This window comes from Streptomyces sp. AM6-12 (assembly GCF_044327085.1).
GTDB lineage: Bacteria > Actinomycetota > Actinomycetes > Streptomycetales > Streptomycetaceae > Streptomyces.
Genome location: NZ_JBIQWN010000001.1, coordinates 5,112,589 through 5,128,145, shown reverse-complemented (window position 1 = coordinate 5,128,145; position 15,557 = coordinate 5,112,589). Strand labels below are relative to the sequence as shown.

Annotated in this window: 13 protein-coding genes, 1 tRNA gene and 2 pseudogenes; 7 read left to right on the top strand and 9 right to left on the bottom strand. The window is 73.5% G+C overall.

All coding sequences use genetic code 11. The annotated features are described in order from the left end of the window. The first annotated feature begins 92 nt into the window (after positions 1-92). Complete coding sequence (locus ACE4Q9_RS23225) at positions 93-590, top strand: GNAT family N-acetyltransferase (RefSeq protein ID WP_397986156.1); 498 nt, start codon at positions 93-95, stop codon at positions 588-590. Here ACE4Q9_RS23225 and ACE4Q9_RS23220 read toward each other — a convergent pair. Further along, the gene (locus ACE4Q9_RS23220) at positions 583-2,643 is read right to left on the bottom strand and encodes a DHA2 family efflux MFS transporter permease subunit (protein WP_397986155.1); all 2,061 of its coding nucleotides are present in this window, start codon (positions 2,641-2,643) and stop codon (positions 583-585) included. The two genes, ACE4Q9_RS23225 and ACE4Q9_RS23220, sit on opposite strands and share 8 nt — an antisense overlap. Positions 2,644-3,296: 653 nt before the next feature. Between ACE4Q9_RS23220 and ACE4Q9_RS23215 the strand changes: the two genes are divergently transcribed. After that, positions 3,297-3,983: a peptidoglycan-binding protein gene (locus ACE4Q9_RS23215; protein WP_397986154.1), complete on the top strand. Its 687-nt coding sequence runs from the start codon at positions 3,297-3,299 to the stop codon at positions 3,981-3,983. 26 nt (positions 3,984-4,009) lie between these two features. Here the strand turns inward: ACE4Q9_RS23215 and ACE4Q9_RS23210 are convergent, their stop codons facing one another. Further along, complete coding sequence (locus ACE4Q9_RS23210) at positions 4,010-4,684, bottom strand: HAD-IA family hydrolase (protein WP_397986153.1); 675 nt, start codon at positions 4,682-4,684, stop codon at positions 4,010-4,012. A 187-nt stretch (positions 4,685-4,871) separates the two neighbouring features. Next, the gene (locus ACE4Q9_RS23205) at positions 4,872-5,453 is read right to left on the bottom strand and encodes a TMEM165/GDT1 family protein (protein WP_397986152.1); all 582 of its coding nucleotides are present in this window, start codon (positions 5,451-5,453) and stop codon (positions 4,872-4,874) included. A gap of 378 nt (positions 5,454-5,831) precedes the next feature. Here ACE4Q9_RS23205 and ACE4Q9_RS23200 point away from each other — a divergent pair, with 378 nt between their 5' ends. Continuing rightward, positions 5,832-6,476: an HNH endonuclease family protein gene (locus ACE4Q9_RS23200; protein ID WP_397986151.1), complete on the top strand. Its 645-nt coding sequence runs from the start codon at positions 5,832-5,834 to the stop codon at positions 6,474-6,476. A gap of 175 nt (positions 6,477-6,651) precedes the next feature. Here ACE4Q9_RS23200 and ACE4Q9_RS23195 read toward each other — a convergent pair whose 3' ends face one another. The 3 genes from ACE4Q9_RS23195 to ACE4Q9_RS23185 form a co-directional block, all read right to left on the bottom strand. Beyond that, complete coding sequence (locus ACE4Q9_RS23195) at positions 6,652-7,275, bottom strand: DedA family protein (protein WP_397986150.1); 624 nt, start codon at positions 7,273-7,275, stop codon at positions 6,652-6,654. A gap of 168 nt (positions 7,276-7,443) precedes the next feature. Continuing rightward, on the bottom strand, positions 7,444-7,902 hold the full coding sequence (locus ACE4Q9_RS23190; RefSeq protein WP_397986149.1) for a DoxX family protein: 459 nt from the start codon (positions 7,900-7,902) through the stop codon (positions 7,444-7,446). A gap of 239 nt (positions 7,903-8,141) precedes the next feature. Continuing rightward, positions 8,142-8,390: a DUF2277 domain-containing protein gene (locus ACE4Q9_RS23185; RefSeq protein ID WP_397986148.1), complete on the bottom strand. Its 249-nt coding sequence runs from the start codon at positions 8,388-8,390 to the stop codon at positions 8,142-8,144. Positions 8,391-8,664: 274 nt separating this feature from the next. Between ACE4Q9_RS23185 and helR the strand changes: the two genes are divergently transcribed. Beyond that, the gene (gene helR / locus ACE4Q9_RS23180; protein WP_397986147.1) at positions 8,665-10,857 is read left to right on the top strand and encodes an RNA polymerase recycling motor ATPase HelR; all 2,193 of its coding nucleotides are present in this window, start codon (positions 8,665-8,667) and stop codon (positions 10,855-10,857) included. 51 nt (positions 10,858-10,908) lie between these two features. Further along, positions 10,909-11,262, top strand: coding sequence for a hypothetical protein (locus tag ACE4Q9_RS23175; RefSeq protein WP_397986146.1), 354 nt, complete (start codon positions 10,909-10,911; stop codon positions 11,260-11,262). A 68-nt stretch (positions 11,263-11,330) separates the two neighbouring features. Here the strand turns inward: ACE4Q9_RS23175 and ACE4Q9_RS23170 are convergent. Then, positions 11,331-11,679, bottom strand: a pseudogene (locus ACE4Q9_RS23170) (MerR family transcriptional regulator). Positions 11,680-11,702: 23 nt separating this feature from the next. Here ACE4Q9_RS23170 and ACE4Q9_RS23165 point away from each other — a divergent pair. Beyond that, positions 11,703-11,955: pseudogene (locus ACE4Q9_RS23165) on the top strand (oxidoreductase); the annotation flags it as partial. A gap of 101 nt (positions 11,956-12,056) precedes the next feature. Here the strand turns inward: ACE4Q9_RS23165 and ACE4Q9_RS23160 are convergent. Continuing rightward, positions 12,057-12,128: transfer RNA gene (locus tag ACE4Q9_RS23160), tRNA-Val, on the bottom strand. Next, complete coding sequence (locus ACE4Q9_RS23155; protein WP_397986145.1) at positions 12,119-13,837, bottom strand: IS200/IS605 family accessory protein TnpB-related protein; 1,719 nt, start codon at positions 13,835-13,837, stop codon at positions 12,119-12,121. The genes ACE4Q9_RS23160 and ACE4Q9_RS23155 overlap by 10 nt, the downstream gene beginning before the upstream one ends. Before the next feature lie 272 nt (positions 13,838-14,109). Between ACE4Q9_RS23155 and ACE4Q9_RS23150 the strand changes: the two genes are divergently transcribed. Continuing rightward, on the top strand, positions 14,110-15,513 hold the full coding sequence (locus ACE4Q9_RS23150) for a hypothetical protein (RefSeq protein ID WP_397986144.1): 1,404 nt from the start codon (positions 14,110-14,112) through the stop codon (positions 15,511-15,513). Positions 15,514-15,557 lie beyond the last annotated feature (44 nt).

The following is a 15,557-nucleotide window of genomic DNA, read 5'->3' as shown; positions in this document are numbered from 1 at the left end:
AGCCCGCCCACAAACGGCACACGACGCTCACCGGGGGCCGGGCCCGGAAAACCGCTCGGACCGATCCGCTCGCGCGCCGCACAATGACCCGCATGACGACGTGGACGATCACCGCCGAGGCGCCCGGCTCCCCGGTCGCCGCCGCGCTGTGGCGGGCGTACTACACGGAGGTCAGCGACCGCTGGTACCTGCTGTACGAGGGCCACCGCACCGACCCGGCGGAGCTGGAGCGGGGGATCGCGGCCGCCACGGGCGCCGACCTCGCGCCGCCGGACGGGCGGTTGCTGGTGGGGTGGTACGACGGGAAACCGGCCGGCAGCGCGGGCGTCCGGCTCCTCGATCCCCAAACCGCCGAACTGACCCGCGTGTTCGTGGCGGAGGGCCTGCGCGGCAAGGGCGGGGCGGCACTCCTGGTGGCCGCCGCCGAGGACGCGGCCCGCGCGCTCGGCGCCCGCCGCATCGTCCTCGACACCCGCGGCGACCTCGTCGAGGCCCGCGCTCTGTACGCCCGCCTCGGCTACACCGAGACCGAACCGCACAACTCCAGCCCGTACGCCGAGCACTGGTTCCGCAAGGAACTCGTCAACTGATCCTCGGCTCAGGCGCGTTGTGCGGGTGGGCGGAGGCGGTGTGCGGGCGTTCGCGTTCGGCGCCGCACAGTTCCGAGGACAGTTCCCGCACCAGTTTCACCAGGTCGGTCGAGCGGCCCGGCTGCCACCAGTCGCCGAGCAGTTCGGCGAGCGACTCCTCGCGGGCCACGGCGAGCCGTTCCGCGGCCTCCCGTCCGGTGGCGGTCAAGTACAGGTCCAGGCCCCGCCGTTCGGCCAGCCGCCGCTCCTCCACCTGGCGGGCCGCATCGAGGACGGCCTCCAGCGGGACGGGGCTGCGCTCGGCCAGCACGCCCGGTTCCACGGAGCCGTTGCGGCGGATGCGCAGCAGCAGCCAACTGGCCGCGGGCAGCAGGTCGTACCCGGCCCGCTCGGTGATGTCCCGGTAGATCTCGCGGCGCCCCTCGCGGGTGCCGAGCACCGACAGGGCGCGGCACACCTCCTCGTAGGAGGAGCGCTGGACCGGGTTGGGCGGGAGGGTCTCGGAGACGTCCGGCGCGGTGACCGAGCCTCGCAGCGGGTCCTCCTTCAGCAGCCAGGCCAGCAGGAAGCCGAGGAGGGCGACGGGGGCGGCGTAGAGGAAGACGTCGGTGATGGACGAGGCGTAGGCGCCCAGCGCGGCGGGGCGCAGGGCGGGCGGCAGGCCCGCGATGCCGCGCGGGTCGGCCTTGAGGGTGTCCGCGCTGACGCCGGGCGGCAGCTGGACGCCCGCGAAGGCGGCGGCGAGCTTGTCGGCGAGGCGGCTGGCGAAGACCGTGCCGAAGATCGCGACGCCGAAGGAGGCCCCGATGGAGCGGAAGAAGGTGGCCCCGGAGGTGGCGACGCCCAGGTCCTCGTACGAGACGGCGTTCTGCACGATCAGCACCAGGACCTGCATGACCAGGCCGAGACCGAGGCCGAAGACGAAGAAGTAGGTGCTCATCTCGGCGGTGGAGCTGGTCTGGTCCAGGCGGTGCAGCAGGAGCAGGCCGATGGCGGTGACGGCGGTGCCGGCGACCGGGAAGACCTTCCAGCGGCCGGTGCGGCTGACGATCTGCCCGGAGACCGTGGAGGACAGCAGCAGCCCGAAGACCATCGGCAGCATGTACACCCCGGACACGGTCGGGGAGACCCCGTGCACGACCTGGAGGAAGGTCGGCAGGTAGGTCATCGCGCCGAACATGGCGAAGCCGACGATGAAGCTGATGACGGCGGCGAGGCTGAAGGTGCGGATGCCGAACAGCCCGAGCGGGAGCACCGGTTCGGCGGCCCGGCGCTCCACGGCCACGAACGCCACCGCGAGCAGCACCCCGGCCACCGCGAGGGCGATGATCTGCGGGGAGCCCCAGGCCCAGGTGGTGCCGCCGAGGGAGGCCACCAGGACCAGGCAGGTGGCGACGGAGGCGATCAGGAGGGTGCCGAGGTAGTCGATGACGTGGCGGGCGCTGCGGACCGGTACGTGCAGGGCGGCGGCGATCACGGCGAGCGCCACGACGCCGATGGGCAGGTTGACGTAGAACACCCAGCGCCAGCTCAGATGCTCGGTGAACAGGCCGCCCAGCAGCGGTCCGAGCACGCTGGTCGCGCCGAACACGGCGCCGAACAGGCCCTGGTAGCGGCCCCGGTCGCGGGGCGGCACGATGTCGCCGACGATCGCCATCGACAGCACCATCAGCCCGCCGCCGCCCAGACCCTGGAGCGCCCGGAAGCCGATCAGCTGGGGCATGTTCCGCGCCATGCCGCACAGCGCCGAGCCGACCAGGAAGATCACGATGGCGGTCTGGAACAGCTTCTTGCGGCCGTACTGGTCGCCGAGCTTTCCCCACAGCGGGGTCGCGGCGGTCGAGGCCAGCAGATAGGCGGTGACCACCCAGGACAGGTGTTCGAGGCCGCCGAGGTCGCTGACGATGGTCGGCAGCGCGGTCGACACGATGGTCTGGTCGAGCGCGGCGAGCAGCAGCCCGAGGAGCAGCGCCCCGATCGAGACGAACACGCCGCGCGCCACGTGTTCCTCCCCGCTCACGTCCTTCGCCGCACCGTGCGTGTCCAAGGCCATGGAGACCTCCCGGTGGCTCGGAGCTGGGATGCGCCTCTTCCATCCTGGGCGGAGTCACCGTTTATGGCCTGTCGAGTCCTGCGGATGTGGAGGCGATGGGCATACCCTGTGTGGCTTCGGGGGGTCCAGGGGAGGGGACGAACGTGACCGGGGAGAGGGGCACGGTCTGCCCGGAGTGCGGCACACCGAGGGACGCGGCGGGCGGCCCGTCCTGCGACTGCGCCGTGCGCACGGCCGAGGCACTGCACCGGACCCGTACGGCACAGGCGGCAGCGGCGGAGGACTTCGACCCGCTGCGGATACGGCCGTACGTGGACGTGGGGCCGGTGGAGGGGATGGGACCGGCGGGGCCGGTGAGACCGACGGGGCCTGTGGAGCCGACAGGCCTGGTGGAACCGACAAGAACGGCGGGACCGGCAGATCCGGCGGGACCGACAGGGCCGGTGGGACCGGCGGATCCAGTAGGACCGACAGGACCGGTGGAGCCGACAGGCCTGGTGGAACCGACAAGAACGGCGGGACCGGCAGATCCGGTGGGACCGACAGGGCCGGCGGGACCGACAGGGCCTGTGGAGCCGGTGGGTTCCGGGGGTGGCGCGGAGCGCCCGCCCCTTGAGTCCCCGCCCGTCGGGACCACGGTGCCGCCGCGTCCCGTGGCCGGGGCCGGCGTACGGCCCTTCGCAGAGGCGCCCGGCACACCCGAGGCACCCCGCGCACCGGAGGCCCCTGACGCACTCGCCGTCGGCACCCCCGAGGAGCCGGGCCCGCGGCGCCGGTTCCGCCGTACCGCGGTGGCCGCCGCCGCGGGCGCGGGGGTCGCCGTCCTCGCGGCGGCCGGGCTCGCGCTGTTCTCGTACCACACGCCGTCCCGCGACGACGCGGCCCCGGAGGTCAGGCAGAGCGTCCCGGACGTGCCGCCGCCGGCCACCACCGCCCCCTCGGCGCACGACACCTCCGCGCCGTCCCGCTCGGCAGCGCGCTCACTCCCCCCGGCCCCGCCGAGCCCCCCGGCCGGCCCGCCCCGGTCGTCCGCGCCGCCGCCGGCACCGACCCCGAGCCGGACGCCGTCCCGGACCCCCTCTCCCACCGCCTCCGCACCGGGCACCCCGGCGGGCGCGGCGGTGCTGGAACGCGGGGACTCCGGCCCGCAGGTCGCCGAACTGGAGGCGCGCCTCGGGCAGTTGAACCTGTACGACGGTGACCTGGACGGCGTCTACACACGCCCCGTGGAGAACGCCGTCAGCACCTATCAGCTGGCCCGCGGCATCCAGGGCGACCCCCTGGGCGTGTACGGGCCGCGCACGCGGGCGAGCCTGGAGGCGGAGACCTCCGAGCCGTAGGACCGGCAGGCGCGGCCGCCCGGCCGTCAGCCGATGTGCAGCCGGATACCGCCGCCCGGCAGGGCCGCCACCCGCACCCGCGTCAGGTCGGGCACGACGACATCGGGACCGTGGGCGGCCGCGCGGGGCCCGACGCCCACCACGGTCATCCCCGCGGCCCGGCCCGCCGCGATGCCCGCGCCGGAGTCCTCGAAGACCACGCACTCGGCCGGGGCGACGCCCAGCTCGGCCGCGCCCTTGAGGAAGCCCTCGGGGTCCGGCTTGCTCGCGCCGACCGACTCGGCGGTGACCCGGACCGCGGGCAGCGGCAGCCCGGCGGCGTTCATCCGCGCGGTGGACAGGCCGACGTCCGCCGAGGTCACCAGGGCGTGCGGCAGGTCACGCAGCGCGGCGAGGAAGACGGAGGCACCGGCGATCTCGACCACGCCGTCCATGTCGGCGGTCTCCTCGGCGAGCATCCGCGCGTTCTCGGCGAGGTTCTGCTCCATGGGCCGCTGGGGCAGCAGCGTGGCCATCGTGGCGTGGCCCTGGCGGCCGTGGACGACCTTCATCACCGCGTCGCCGTCCAGCCCGTGCCGCCCCGCCCAGCGCCGCCAGACGCGCTCGACCACGGCATCCGAGTTGACGAGGGTGCCGTCCATGTCGAGCAGCAGGGCGCCGGCATCGAGGACGGTGGGGGCGGGGGCGGGGGTGGCCGTCATCGGCAGTGGCTCCAAGAACGAGAGGCCCCGCACGAAGCGGCGGGAGGGACAAGGCGGCCCCGCCCGCCGGTCAGGGAAAACGGGCGGGAGCCACTTTGTTTTTCTACGGTACAAAACCCGGTGGCGTTCCCGCCACCACCCCCGCGACGATTCACCCGGCGTTCAGCCCGGAGCGCGGGCACCGGGCTCAGCCCGCGACCGCCTCGTACAGGCTCCAGACGCCGAGGCCCAGCATCAGCAGCGCCGCGATCCGCGTGATCAGCCGCAGCGGAACCTTCTTCATCAGGGCCTTCCCGCCCACGATGCCGAGACCGGCGACGGCCCACAGACCGAGCACCGCGCCGAGGCCGACGGAGATCGGGTCGTCGTAGCGGGCGGCGAGGTTGGCGGTCATGATCTGGGTGAGATCGCCGAACTCGGCGACCAGGATGAGCATGAAGCCCGTCCCCGCGACCCGCCAGAAGGACTGGTCGGCGGGCTTCTTGATCTCCTCTTCCTCCTCGCCCTTGCCGAACAGCAGCATGGCGGCGCCGCCGAGGAAGAGGAGACCGGTGATGGCGTGCACGAGCCGCTGGGGCAGCAGGGTGAGCACGCTGCCCGCGGCCACCGCGAGCACGACGTGCACCAGGAAGGCCGCCGCGACGCCCGCGAAGACATAGCCGGCGCGGTACCGGGTGCCGAGGACGAGGCCGGCGAGCGCGGTCTTGTCCGGCAGTTCGGCGAGGAAGATGACGCCGAAGACGAGCGCCGTCACGGTGATGCTGATCAAGGGTCCTCAATCGGTCGGGGCCACCCCGCCGAGAGTGCGCTCCGTCCTTGCGACGACACCTCGGCACGGCAGCACACTCGGCGCCCGCGCCTGGTCGCGCGGGCGTGCACTGCTTGCCGAAGGTCTCGCTGGGCGGAACCGAGGGTCCGCCTCCGGGCGCCGGCTCAGGCTCGCTGAGCAGTATGTCGACGGTCCGGCGAAGAGCTACTCCCCTTCTGCGCCCCCCATGATACGGGACGGCAAAGTCCATCCCTCAACCTTGCGTTGACATGCACACGTCACTAACTTCTTACCGGGTGCTCACCCTCCGGTAACTCCACGTCGCGAGCATTCCCTGACTCGTGACCCAACACCCCACCCCCACAAGGGAGTTCAGCAATGCCCAAGTTCTACGCGCGTCAACGCCTCAGCGTACTCGCCGGCCTCACCGGCATGGTCGCCACCGCCGCGCTGTTCAACTCCCCCACCGCCTCCGCGGCCCTGCCGACGCCCGTCGCCGCGTCCACCGCCCGCGGCTACCTCTCCCAGCTGACCGTCGCCGCCGAGGACCGCACCGGCTACAGCCGCGACAAGTTCCCGACGTGGATCACCATCGAGGGCACCTGCAACACCCGCGAGTGGATCCTCAAGCGGGACGGCACGAACGTCGTCACCAACTCCGCCTGCACCGCCACCAGTGGCAGCTGGTACTCGCCGTACGACGGCGCGACCTGGACCTCCGCCTCCGACGTGGACATCGACCATCTCGTGCCGCTGGCCGAGGCATGGGACTCCGGGGCGAGCAAGTGGACCACGGCCCAGCGGCAGGCGTTCGCCAACGACGTCACCCGCCCCCAGCTCCTCGCCGTCACCGACAACGTCAACCAGTCCAAGGGCGACCAGGACCCGGCCACCTGGATCCCGCCCCGCACCGCGTACGACTGCACGTACGTCCGCGCCTGGGTGCAGGTGAAGTACTACTACAACCTGTCCGTCGACCCGGCGGAGAAGACCGCGCTCCAGAACGACCTCGCGGGCTGCTGACCCGGCGCACCGCACAGGGGGCCCGGCCGGTCGACTCCGGCCGGGCCTTCGCCACACGGCCGCACGGCCGCTACGGCATCGCGGTACGGCCGTACGGCCACTACGGCATCGCGCCCCGGCCTCGGGAGGCCGGCTGCCGCGCCCGACCCCAGGACACCGGCTGCCGCGCCCCGCCTCAGGACACCGGCTGCCTGCGCATCAGGAACCCCGCCGCCGCGCCCGCCCCGAACAGCGCGGCCAGGGAGACGCCGGTCGCCAGCCAGGTGGCGCCGAGCCAGCGGGCGCCGAAGTAGCCGAGGGCCACGCTGTAGGCGGCCCAGGACAGACCGGCGAGGGCGGACCAGGGGAGGAAGTCGCGGGCCCTGCGGTGGGCGGCGCCGGCGCAGAAGGAGACGACCGAGCGCCCGGCGGGCGCGAAGCGGGCGAGGACGACGAGCGCGCCGCCACCGCGGGCGAGGGCACCGCCGAGACGTTCCTGCGCGGTGGTCAGCCGCCGGGAACGGGCTATCGCGCGGTCGAGGCGCGCCCCGCCGCGCCAGGCCAGCCGGTAGGCCACCAGGTCGCCGAGGAGCGAGGCCGCCGCCGCCAGGAGGACCAGGGCCAGCAGATCCGGCACCCCGTGCGGGACCCGGCCGGTCGCCGCCGTCGCCGCGCCCGAGCCGGCGGCCGCCGCCGTGCCCGCCGTGATGACGAGCACACCGCTCGGCAGCACCGGCAGGAACACGTCGAGCAGCACGGACAGGGACACCACGGCATAGATCCAGGGTCCGGCCGCCAGCGACCCCACACTCTCGAACACGTCTTCTCCTGTTACTTCCCCCGATGACAGCCGTACAGCGTACGCCGGGGGTGTGACAGGAGGTGCGCGGGGGGCTACAGAACCGCTCGAACGGGACGGCGCCCCTCCCCGGACCGGCCGGGGAGGGGCGCCGTGGGGGCGCCGCCGCAGGGGCGTGGGGTTGCCCGGTCAGGCGGCTATCGGGGCCTGCTCCGGGACGCGCTCGCCCTGCGCCGCCGCGCGCCGGACGAAGAACCGGTCGAGACCGAAGGCGCCGGAACCGGTGAAGACCAGCAGGAGGAAGGCCCAGCAGAACATGACCGCGGGCTCACCGCCGTTCTGGATGGGCAGCAGGGCCTGCTGCTGGTGGATGTCGAAGTACGCGAAGGCCATCGAGCCGGAGGCGATCAGCGCGGCGCCGCGGGTGCCGAGACCGATGAGCACCAGGGCGCCGGCGACCAGCTGGATCACGGCCGCGTACCAGCCGGGCCAGGTGCCGGTGGCGATGGTGCCGCCGTGGGTGCCCATGGCGCCGCCGAAGACGCCGAACAGCGAGGCGGCGCCGTGCGCGGTGAACAGCAGGCCGACGACGATGCGGAACAGCCCGAGGACATAGGGCTGCGCGGAGTTGAAGCGAGCGGAAGGCATGGGGAGTTGACCCTCTCGGTGTCGGGCGGCACGCCGGGGACGGGCGGGCCGGTGGGGGCGGCGGTACCGAATGAGGGGTACAGGTTAGGGGTCCCTAACCATTGCTTGCAAGTTCAAGTTCTGGCCAACGTTCCGCTTCTGCTGGGTGACCTACCCCTGACCCGACAGCATGTAGGGCCGTATGCGTCTCCGCGCGGGCGCCCGAAAATATGACCGAAACTGGCCCTGGAAACGCGTGGTCACGGACGTTCCCCCGCTTCCGTGGCAGCGCGTGGCGCGTGCCCGCGCACCTCCAGGTCACCGAGCAGTTCGGCCGTGGCGCGGGCCACGGCGGCCACGGCGGCGTCGAAGACCTCGCGGTTGTGGGCGGCGGGGGCCCGAAAGCCCGAGACCTTGCGCACGTACTGAAGCGCGGCGGCGTGGATGTCGTCCTCCGTGGCCGCACCGGGCAGCACGGGCGGACGCAGCGTCTTGATACTCCGGCACATGCCTTCAGTCTCGCGCCGGAACGGGGGCGGCGAGAGGGGTGCGGGAAGCCGGGAATGCCGCAGGAGGCAAAAGGAAAGGCAAGGACGTCACCGGACTCCTTGCCACTCTCAACGTATAGCGCATGGGGGGCCTTGCGGCAAGGCCCCCCTGATGCCGCAGAATCACGCGTCCGACCCCAAAGCCACCGAAACGGGGAGCCGACCGCCACCGCCACCTGCAAGACAACGCCCTCCCTCGCCCCCTCCCTCTCCCCCCTCGAACCGGAGCCTCCCCGTGCCCACCGCCACCAGCGCCTTCGATCTCCCCGACCGCCTCTCCGCCAAGGCCGCTCCCGAGCTGATCGCCACCGACGACGACCACTTCGCGGCGATCGCGCGGTGCCTGGAGCGGACGATCGCCGACGTCTCCGGCCAGCTGGACCAGGAGCGCCGGGCCCCCGGCGGCCTGGGCCGGCAGGCTCTGGACCGGGACGCCGAGGTGCACCGGCTGACCGCCCGCCTGCGCGCCCTGCGCCGCTTCGGCCTCGACCTGTGCCTCGGCCGGATGGTGAGTGCCGACGACCCCGGCGAGCCGGTCTACGTCGGGCGGCTCGGCCTGACCGACCACACCGGCCGCCGGCTGCTGCTGGACTGGCGTTCCCCGGCCGCCGAGCCCTTCTTCGGCGCCACCCACGGCAACCCGATGGGTCTGGCGAGCCGTCGCAGGTACCGCTGGGCGGACGGCCGTATCCGCGACTACTGGGACGAGGTGTTCGCCCCGGACGCGCTGGAAGGACATGCCGCGCTGGACGACCAGTCGGCGTTCATCGCGAGCCTGGGCGGCACCCGTTCACCGCGGATGCGCGATGTGCTCGGCACCATCCAGGCCGACCAGGACGCCATCATCCGGGCCGGCTCGCGCGGCGCCCTCGTCGTGGACGGCGGCCCCGGCACCGGCAAGACGGTCGTCGCCCTGCACCGCTCCGCCTACCTCCTCTACTCCGACCCGCGCCTCGGCCACCGGCGCGGCGGGGTGCTGTTCGTCGGCCCGCACCGGCCGTACCTGGCGTACGTCTCCGACGTGCTGCCGAGCCTCGGCGAGGAGGGCGTGCAGACCTGCGTGCTGCGGGACCTCGTCGCCGAGGGCGCGACCGCGCGCGCCGAGCCCGACCCGGAGGTGGCCCGGCTGAAGTCGTCCGCGCGGCTGGTGGGGGCGATCGAGCGGGCCGTACGGTTCTACGAGGAGCCGCCCACCGAGCCGCTGACGGTCACCACCCCCTGGGGCGACCTCGAACTGACCGCCGCGGACTGGGAGTCGGCGTTCGACTCGGCCGAGCCCGGCACCCCGCACAACGAGGCCCGCGCACAGGTCTGGGACGAACTCCTCACCATCCTGGCCGACCAGCAGGAGGGCGGCGCCCCCGCCGAGCTCCTGCGCAGGTCGCTGGCGGCCGACCGGGAGCTGCGCACCGCCTTCGACCGCTCCTGGCCCCTGCTGGAGGCGGCCGACCTGGTCGGCGACCTGTGGTCGGTACCGGCGTATCTGCGGCTGTGCGCCCCGTGGCTCACCCCCGAGGAGGTACGACTGCTGCGGCGCGCGGACGCGCAGGCGTGGACGGTGTCCGACCTGCCGTTCCTGGACGCGGCCCGGCAGCGGCTCGGTGACCCGGAGGCGGCGGTGCGCGAGCGCCGGCGCAAGGCGGCGGTGGCTGCCGAACACGCGCGCATGGCCGGCGTCATCGACAACATGCTCGCGGCCGACCACGACGGCGAGGGCGCGGTGACGATGCTGCACGGGCAGGACCTGCGGGACGCCCTGATCGACGAGACGGTGCTGCCCACCGCCGAACCGGACGCGCTCGCCGGTCCGTTCGCGCACATCGTGGTGGACGAGGCGCAGGAACTCACCGACGCGGAATGGCAGATGCTGCTCTCGCGGTGCCCGTCGCGCAGCTTCACCATCGTCGGCGACCGCGCCCAGGCACGGCACGGGTTCACCGAGTCCTGGCAGGAGCGGCTCGCCCGAGTCGGCTTCGGGCGGGTCGAGTTGGCCTCTCTGGCCGTCAACTACCGTACGCCGAAGGAGATCATGGCGGAGGCGGAGCCGGTCGTACGGGCCGCGCTGCCGGACGCCAATGTGCCGATGTCGATCCGCGGCAACGGACTGCCGGTGCGCCGGGGCCCGGCGGCCGGTCTGACCGCGGTCCTCGACGATTGGCTCGCCGCCCATCCCGAAGGCACCGCCTGCGTCATCGGCGCCCCGGCCTTCCGCCCGTCCAGCCCGCGCGTCCGCTCCCTGTCCCCCGCCCTGTCCAAGGGCCTGGAGTTCGATCTGGTCGTGCTGGTCGACCCGGAGCGCTTCGGGGAGGGCGTGGCGGGCGCGGTGGACCGCTATGTGGCGATGACCAGGGCGACCCAGCAGCTGATCATCCTCACGACCCCGGACTCCGGGGCCGCCTCCCCCGCTCATGAACACCCGTTCGGATGAACTCGCCGATCATTCTCGCGCCCGTAAATCGAACAGGCGTAGCATTGCTGTGTGGCTACGACCTATGAATTCCCCAGTGACCTCCTCGCCGGCCAGGAGGAGCTGCACCAGGTCAGGGCCGAGCTGTCGGCCCTGCTCAGGCGGCTGCCCTGGTCGGTCGAGCCGGCCGACGGCTTCAGCGACGACAACGGCTGGCGCAAGGTGGAACGCCCCGCGTCGCCGGGCTGGACGGCCGACGAACAGGCCGAGGTGGAGAAGCTCCGCCGCCGCGAACACGAACTCGCGGTGTTCGTCAGCACCCACCGCTTCTGGGCGGAGGTCGCGACCGAACAGCGCGTGCAGGCACGCAGCCGGCTGAAGCACGTCCACGGGGAAGGGGCGTCCGGAGACCCCGCAGATTCCTAGCCGTCACGGGCCGGGACGCCGGCGGCGGCACCGGCGGGCGGACGGGACGCGGCCATGCCGTCCTTGTCTCAGACCGTCGGGTCCCAGAGCCCGCCGGCCTCGCCGCGGGCAGGGTGTTCCGCGTAGACGCCGACCTTCAAGGAGATGACCGAGCGGCACTCCTCCAGCGCCTGGATCTGCGCCTCGACGCGCCGCTGATGCGCGTCGAGGAGCCGCAGCCGCTCCGCCTCGTTGCCCGGACCGTGCCGTACCAGCTCGGCGAACCGTCTGAGGTCGACCAGCGGCATGCCGGACGCAGATCAGCAGCCAGTGGACCTCGGCGGTGGTGTACCGCCGCCGGCCGCCCGCGGTGCGCTGGACCGGTCCGACCAGCAGCCCCTCCCGCTCGTAGCAGCGCAGCGCGTGCACGCCGGCCAAGAACCGCCAACGCCCTGTTCGCCGGCAGCGTGGTCGGCGCCGGCTTCAAGACGCCCTCCCAGGGCGCCGCCACCGGCCCGCGGGCCGCCACCTCTCCCCTCCTGGGCGGACCGCGGCGGGCTCTACCTGGAGGACCGCGACGTCACGCCCGTCTCCGCCCTCGGCACGCCCATGGACGACGGCGGCGTCCGCGCCTACGCCATCGGCCCCGGCGCGGCGGCACGGCTGAGGGACCTGTCCCTCGCGGCGACCGGCACCACCCCGGTCACACGCTGAACCCGCCCCGCGCCCCGCCGACCGTGCCCTCCCCGGCACCGCACACCGGCGCACCAACCCAAGAAGCCCCCAGCCATATGCGGCCGGGGGCTCCTCCTCGGTGGGCGCGGACGGTTTCGAACCGCCGACATCCTGCTTGTAAGGCAGGCGCTCTACCACTGAGCTACGCACCCGGAACAGGTCGACAGCCTACACGGCCCTCAGGCCCGTGCTGCAAACCGTGTTCCGGGCGGGGGCAGAAGCCCCGAGGACCGAGTGGAGGAGCGCTCTCATGCCACTGCACTCCTCGCTCGGCCGCGTGCCCGCAGCGGTCCGGGGCACGCTGGTCGCCCGCTTTCGCGACGCCTCCGGGCGGCACGGATCCAGTCCGTGGTCCGGGAAGGCGAGGGCGGGGTCCCTCACGCCCACGGGGGCTCGGCCCGGCCTGGACGGTCCGATGCCCCGCACGATCTCTCCGGTCGTACGGGGGCGGTGCCGGCCGTCGCCGGATCGCATACCCGAGGGCGCGCCGTCCGATCGCCACCGCCGCAGCGTCGTGGCGGGTGGTCTCACGAGTGGCGGTGGTCAGCGGCCGCTGCCAGTGCTGGGCGCCCCAGCGCGAGGTATAGGCAGGGTCGACGGCCACGATCGCCACGTTCTGCTCCGCCGCCATCGACACGAGACGGGCTCGGAGACGTGCGGTCGGAAAACGGGAGATCAAGTGCCGGAACCGCTTGCCCACACCGCCCTGTTCGCGGCTCGTGCTCTCCCTGAAGTGGAGGTCTTCGACGGCGATCGCCATGGCACCGCACCGCCGGGTGTGGTGCAGCAGCCGGGTCAGGGCATGCCGGATCTGAGCGTCCCGGTGCGATGCGGTGCCCGACAAGTCATAGCGGAACCTCCGGGGCTCGCCGACCGGATTGCCCTGCGTGTCGAGGCTCCAGGCGGCAAGGTGGTCGTCGTTCATGTCCACGCCCACGACACCCCGTACCAGGGCAGCTCGCAGAGGCAGCACCGGGGCCGCCACGCGCTGCCATGAGGCGGTCACGTACCAGCGGCCCCGCACAGGATCGTGGTGGATGCGGTACGCCACCGCCCGGTTCGCGGCGATCCGGTCCTGCCATTCGTCCGCGCGGTGGGTGAAGGCCACGGCTGCGTCGAGCACATACCGGCCGTGTGGCGCGTTGGCCAGGTGGGCCAACGCGGCCGGGAGCCTGAGCGAGACCTCTCCGCTGCCGGTGACGCGGATGGTCTCGTTCCCGCAGCGCTTGCCGGACTCCCCGTCGGCCGACAGGAACATCCGCGCCGCTTGCCAGCGTGCCGCCCACTCCCGAGGACTCATCCCTTCCGCCGCCAGATGGTGCCGCAGCAGGGCGAGCCGCTTGCCACCGCGCACCACCCGCACCCGTCCGGCGTGCCAGTCCGCCTCCAGTGCGGCGGACCGGTCCCGGAGCACCCGGAGACGACGCGATTTGGCGTGCCATTCGGTCCGGGTGGCATAGCCGCGCACCAGCCCGGCCCGCTTGTCGGCCTTCGCGCCCAGTGGCCGGGCCAGCCGCGCCTCGATCTGTGCGATCTGCCCCCGCAGCCACGCCCGCTGGTCGGCCTGACCGCGTCTGGCCAGCGCCCACTGATCATGCGTCGTCCTGGTGATGCTGCCGGCCCACCGCGCCGACGCCACCTGCGTCAACGCCCGCTTTCGCGCCGCCCAGGAGGCGCCGTCGTGGTCAAGCCCCTGCCGCGACCGCCCCGCGATGTCCCCGGACGCCACAGAACCGAGAAAGGTGCCCACTTCCGTCAGCACCGAGGCGTCCCCGGTGGACACCCGCAGGCGCGTCCGGATCGTTACGGCGGTGGGGCCGGGTACGACGAACGGCGCCGCCAGTTTCCGCACCTCACCCACCCCCTCGCCGTCCCCGGAAAGCCACTCACCGGCTTCAACGACGCCCTGCGCAAAGAGTCACTCATTCGACCGAGGAACACGTGTCCCGCATTCTTCCGCGGGCAGACTGCGCCCCGCGCGTGTCACAGGAACCGCTCGCTCGGCACCGTGCGAGCGCCGGCTCCGCCCGCATGAAGGCCACCGTGCACACGGTGAACTGACGGGCCCGTGTGTTCGTCTGTACGGGGTGGGAGAATGGCACCCCAGGGCGGATCACAGCACGGGAGAGGGATGTGACGGCGAGACCGGGCACGCCAGTGACACAGTCGTACCCGCCGTCGTCCGGCCCGCGGACCCGGCACGGGGCGGGCGCGGGTCTGCGTGACGCCCTCGCCCTGATGAGCCTGCCGGTGCTCGTCGCGCTGGCGCTGCCCGCCGCGTTCGCGGGCGGTGGCACCCGGCGCTGGTTCGGCGGGCGGGCGGAGAGTCAGCGGGCGCAGGCGCAGGAGGCGAAGGACGCCGCGGCGGCCGCGTTCTACGAACTGGACACCGCCCAGCGGGACCTGCGGATCTCGATCGAGACCATCACGGCCGTGGACGACTCGCCCGCCGCCCGCCGCGCCGCCGCCGACTTCGAGGGGCTGGGCCGGCGGATCGACGAGGTCAGCCAGCGGTACATCCAGGCGGTCGACGCCCATGACCTGGACCGCGCCGACCTGGACGCCGGCGCTGCGGCGCGGGCGCGCACCGAGCTGACGGCGGCGCGGGACGAACTGGTGCGGGTCAAGCAGGAGTTGGACCGGTTCGGCAGCTCGCTCGGCCCGCTGCTGGGCTCGGCCGAGACCCTGCTCGCCCGCGTCGCGCCCGCCGTGGAGCGGGCCCGCCAGGCGCTGCTGGCCGCGAGCAACGCACTGGACGGTGTCCGCGAGCAGGGGCTGCGCGCCGATGACCTCGCCGGGCGGCTGGCCGCGCTGGCGCCCGAGCTGACCAGGCTGAACGAGGGCGCGGGCCGGCACGGCGTGCAGCAGACGCTGGAGCGCGCCGAGCGGGTGCAGCGGGAGGCCGGGGCGATCCGGGCGCAGGCCGAGGCGCTGCCCGGGAAGGCTGCCGAGATCGATCACCGGCTGGTCTCGCTGCGCACCCGCGCGCAGGCGCTGACCACGCGCGCCGGGCAGGTGGACCCGGTCCTCAGCGAGCTGCGGCGGCGGTTCGCCGCGGCGTGCTGGCAGGACCTCCAGCAGGTGCCGGCGCAGGCGGTGGAGAACGTACGGCAGGCCGAGCGGAAGCTGGACGAGGCGCGGGCCGCGCGGGACGCTCAGCGCTGGGCGGACGCCACCTCGCTGCTGTCGACGGTGCGCGCGCTGCTGAACGCGACCGATGACGCGGTCTCTGCGGCCGGTGACCGGCTGGCCAGGCTGAATGCCGTGCAGAAGGATCCGCAGGCGGAGACCGAGCGGACCCGGTTCGCGATCCGGGACGCGCAGCGGCTGGCGATGGCGGGGCGGGCCGCGCCGGATCCGCGCCATGCCCGGCCGCTGGACGAGGCGGTGGCCCGGCTGGAGCGGGCGGTCGCGGGTCTTCAGGGCGGTCCGCATCCGGACTACTGGCACTTCCTGACGGAGACGGAGGCGGTGCGGCAGTCGGTGGCGCAGGTGGTGGCGCGGATCCGGGAGGATCGCGGCGGCGCCGCGCGCTGAGGGCGGCGGCGGTGGGCCGTTATGTTGCCGGGTGACCCGGTTCG